This is a genomic window from Mesorhizobium sp. M2C.T.Ca.TU.002.02.1.1, from assembly GCF_003997225.1.
Map to the genome: position 1 here is coordinate 1 of NZ_RZTO01000522.1, position 4,496 is coordinate 4,496.

4 protein-coding genes are annotated in these 4,496 nt (G+C 62.3%); all 4 read left to right on the forward strand.

Annotated features, from left to right (window positions below; all coding sequences use genetic code 11):
- The first annotated feature begins 94 nt into the window (after positions 1 to 94).
- The 4 genes from EOD07_RS23890 (at position 95) to EOD07_RS23905 (ending at position 4,406) form a co-directional block, all read left to right on the forward strand.
- Positions 95 to 1,123 (forward strand): amino acid ABC transporter substrate-binding protein, encoded by a 1,029-nt coding sequence (locus tag EOD07_RS23890; RefSeq protein ID WP_040980862.1) that lies wholly within the window; start codon positions 95 to 97, stop codon positions 1,121 to 1,123.
- 62 nt (positions 1,124 to 1,185) lie between these two features.
- Positions 1,186 to 2,373 (forward strand): amino acid ABC transporter permease, encoded by a 1,188-nt coding sequence (locus EOD07_RS23895; protein WP_127237198.1) that lies wholly within the window; start codon positions 1,186 to 1,188, stop codon positions 2,371 to 2,373.
- Between the two features lie 4 nt (positions 2,374 to 2,377).
- A complete protein-coding gene (locus EOD07_RS23900) occupies positions 2,378 to 3,535 on the forward strand; it encodes an amino acid ABC transporter permease (protein ID WP_040980866.1) in 1,158 nt (385 codons plus the stop codon).
- 67 nt (positions 3,536 to 3,602) lie between these two features.
- Positions 3,603 to 4,406: an amino acid ABC transporter ATP-binding protein gene (locus tag EOD07_RS23905; RefSeq protein ID WP_052457670.1), complete on the forward strand. Its 804-nt coding sequence runs from the start codon at positions 3,603 to 3,605 to the stop codon at positions 4,404 to 4,406.
- Positions 4,407 to 4,496 lie beyond the last annotated feature (90 nt).

Genomic DNA, 4,496 nt, shown 5'->3' on the forward strand with positions numbered 1-4,496 from the left:
GGCCTTAAGTGGGAAGCTGCATTCACAAACGAAAAAAGATCAAGCGTCGCCTGGCAGCAGGGGCGCCTGTAACAGAAAAAAGGGTCTGTGGGTCATGAAACACATTGCAATCGGCATCCTAGGCGCCGCCGCGCTCGGGTTCATGGCGTCCGCCGCTTCGGCCGGCACGCTCGACACCGTCAAGCAGAAGGGCTTCATCCAGTGCGGCGTTTCGACCGGCCTCGCCGGCTTCTCGGCGCCGGACGACAAGGGCGAGTGGAAGGGCATCGACGCCGACTTCTGCCGCGCCGTCGCGGCCGCCGTTTTCGGTGATGCCTCAAAGGTCAAGTTCACGCCGCTCAGCGCCAAGGAGCGTTTCACCGCGCTTCAGTCGGGCGAGATCGACATCCTGTCGCGCAACACCACCTGGACCAGCAACCGCGACAGCGCGCTCGGCCTCGATTTCGTCGGCGTCACCTACTATGACGGCCAGGGCTTCATGATCAACGCCAAGAAGCTGCCGGGCGTGAACTCCGCGCTGCAGCTTTCGGGCGCCGCCGTCTGCGTGCAGAGCGGCACCACGACCGAGCTCAACCTTGCCGACTACTTCAAGAAGAACAAGATGGAATACAACCCCGTCGTGTTCGAGAAGCTGGAAGAGGTCAACGCCGCCTATGACGCAGGCCGCTGCGATGCTTACACCACCGACCAGTCCGGCCTTTACGGTATCCGCCTGACACTGTCCTCGCCGGCCGACCACGTCGTGCTGCCCGAGATCATCTCCAAGGAGCCGCTCGGCCCGGCCGTGCGCCAGGGCGACGACCAGTGGGCGCATATCGCGCGCTGGACCTATTTTGCGCTGCTCAACGCCGAAGAAGCCGGCATCACCCAGGCGAATGTCGACGAGATGAAGACGTCGACCGACCCGAACATCCAGCGTATCCTCGGCACAGAGCCCGACGGCAAGTATGGCGCCGATCTCGGCCTCTCCAACGACTGGGTCGTCAATATCGTCAAGGCCGTCGGAAACTACGGTGAAATGTTCGAGCGCAATGTCGGCTCGGGCAGCCCGCTCAAGATCGCGCGCGGCATCAACGCGCTGTGGACCAAGGGCGGCCTGCAATACGGTCCGCCGATCCGCTGATTGAAACGTGATCCGGGAGGCAGGTCACCTGCCTCCCGGTTTCTCTTTCCAGGGGACGGTCCATGGCTTCGCAGGAAATCCTTCGCGAGGGGTCGAGCCGCGGCTCCTTCATCAATGACCCGAGAATACGCGGCCTGTTCTTCCAGACGCTGGTTGTGATCCTGCTGTTTGGTTCGATCTGGTGGATCGTCCACAATGTGATCGAAAACCTCCAGCGCCTGCACATCGCGTCAGGCTTCGGTTTCCTGAAAAGCAGGGCCGGCTTCGACATTTCCGACACGCCGATCGCCTACACGTCCGATTCGACCTATTTCCGCGCGCTGGTCGTCGGTTTGCTCAACACGATCATCGTTGCCGTCGCAGGCATCGTGCTTGCCACCGTCGTGGGCTTCACCATCGGCATCGGCCGCCTGTCGAACAACTGGCTGATCCGCAAGATCTGCACGGTCTATGTCGAGATCTTCCGCAACATTCCGCCGCTGCTGGTCATCTTCTTCTGGTATTCCGGCGTGCTCGCAGTGCTGCCGCCACCGCGCGAGAGCATCCATCTGCCCCTCGGCTCCTTCCTCAACCAGCGTGGTTTCTATCTGCCGCGCGCCGTCTGGGGAGATGGCTCCTGGCTGATCGGCGTCGCATTGCTGCTCGCCATCGCGATGACCTGGTTCGTCGCCCACAGGGCGCGACAGCGGCAGCGTGCGACCGGCCAGCAATTCCCGGTGTTCTGGACCTCCGTTGCGCTTATTGTCGGCCTGCCGGTGCTCGCCTTTCTGCTTGCCGGCATGCCGCTCACCTTCGATTTCCCAAAGCAGTCGACCTTCAACCTGACCGGCGGCTTCTGGATCAAGCCGGAGTTCCTGTCGCTGCTGCTGGCGTTGTCCTTCTACACGGCGGCCTTCATCGCCGAGATCGTGCGCGCAGGCATCAGGGGCGTCAGCAAGGGCCAGAGTGAAGCAGCGGCCGCGCTCGGCCTGCGTTCCGGCCCGATCTTGCGGCTGGTGGTCATCCCGCAGGCGATGCGCATCGTCATCCCGCCGCTTACCAGCCAGTATCTCAACCTGACCAAGAACTCCTCGCTGGCGATCGCCATCGGTTATCCCGATCTCACCGCCACCGCCGGCACCGTGCTGAACCAGACCGGGCAGGCGGTCGAGGGCGTGTTCATCATGATGATCGCTTATCTGGTGCTCAGTCTCGTGACGTCCTTTGTCATGAACATCGTCAACGCCAGAATGGCGCTGGTGGAGAGGTAGGGCCATGCAGGAACACGATATGTCCTGGGTGCGCGCCGAGATGGCGCTGGCGCAGCCCGCGCCGCCTACCGAACGCGGCGCCTATGCCTGGGTGCGTAAGAACCTGATCGGTTCGGTCGGCGACACCATCCTCACGGTGTTGGGCATCGCCATCGTGCTCTGGGTCTTGCCGCAAATCATCAACTGGGCCTTCATCAACGCCGTTTGGACCGGCCCGGACCGCACGGTATGCACGACCGCTTCGCAGGGCGGCATCCAACCCGACGGCTGGACCGGCGCCTGCTGGGCTTTCGTCAACGCCAAGTTCGGCCAGTTCATGTTCGGCACCTATCCCATCGAGGAGCGCTGGCGGCCGATCCTGGTCGCCATCCTGTTCGTGGCGCTGCTGGTGCCGATGCTGATCCCACGCGTGCCGCGCAAGGGGCTGAACGCGATCCTGCTCTTCGTGGCGCTGCCCATCGTCGCCTTCTTCCTGCTGGTCGGCGGCATGTTCGGCCTGCCGCATGTCGAAACCCCGCGTTGGGGCGGGTTGCTGGTCACGCTCAGCCTGTCTTTCGTCGGCATTGCCGTGTCGCTGCCTTTGGGCATCGTGCTGGCGCTCGGTCGGCGTTCGAAGATGCCGATCATCAAATGGCTGTGCGTCGTCTTCATCGAGACGGTGCGCGGCATTCCGCTGATCACGGTGCTGTTCTTCGCCAGCGTCATGCTGCCGCTGTTCCTGCCCGCGGGCGTCACCTTCGACAAATACCTGCGGGCGCTGATCGGCGTGTCGCTGTTTGCCGCCGCCTATATGGCCGAAGTGGTGCGCGGCGGCCTGCAGGCGATCCCCAAGGGCCAGTATGAAGGGGCCGACTCGCTCGGCCTCGGCTACTGGCAGAAGATGGGCCTGATCGTGCTGCCGCAGGCGCTCAAGCTGGTCATCCCAGGCATCGTCAACACCTTCATCGGTATGCTCAAGGACACCAGTCTGGTCCTGATCATCTCGATGTTCGACCTGCTCGGCGTGGTGAAGCAGAACTTCGCCGACCCGAACTGGGCGACACCCCAGACCCCGAAGTCCGGCCTGATCTTCGCCGCCTTCGTTTTTTGGCTGTTGTGCTTCGGCATGTCGCGCTATTCAATGTACACCGAACGCCGGCTCGACACCGGCTACAAACGCTGATGCATGTCCCAAAACTGTGGAGCGGTTTTGGGACATGTATCATGAACAACGATAAGGGGAATTGGCCATGGCCACCGAAAACGCCGTCAGCGCGGAAGACCTCAAGGTCAACGCCGGAAAGATGCATGTCTCGACCACCGACGTCGCCATCGACATCGTCGGCATGCACAAATGGTACGGCGAGTTCCATGTGCTGAAGGATATCAACCTCAAGGTGATGCGCGGCGAGCGCATCGTCATCTGCGGCCCGTCCGGCTCCGGCAAATCGACCATGATCCGCTGCATCAACCGACTGGAGGAGCACCAGAAGGGCAAGATCATCGTCGACGGCAAGGAACTCACCAACGATCTGAAGAAGATCGACGAGGTGCGCCGCGAGGTCGGCATGGTGTTTCAGCACTTCAACCTGTTCCCGCATCTCACCATCCTGGAGAACTGCACGCTGGCGCCGATCTGGGTGCGCAAGATGCCGAAGAAGCAGGCCGAGGAAATCGCCATGCATTTCCTCAAGCGCGTCAAGATTCCGGAACAGGCCAACAAATATCCCGGACAGCTCTCCGGCGGCCAGCAGCAGCGTGTGGCGATCGCTCGTTCGCTCTGCATGAATCCGCGCATCATGCTGTTCGACGAACCGACCTCGGCGCTCGATCCCGAAATGATCAAGGAAGTGCTGGAGACGATGGTTGGCCTTGCCGAGGAAGGCATGACGATGCTGTGCGTCACCCATGAGATGGGCTTTGCCCGCAAGGTCGCCAACCGGGTGATCTTCATGGATCAGGGCCAGATCGTCGAGCAGAACACGCCGGCCGAGTTCTTCGATCATCCGCGCCACGAGCGCACGAAGTTGTTCCTGTCGCAGATCCTGCACTGAGGCGGCGCCTCCGCTCCGTCATTCTAGGGCGGAGCAAGGAGCGCAGCGACGCGGCGCAGACCCTGGGATCCATGCCGTGACGCTAAGGCG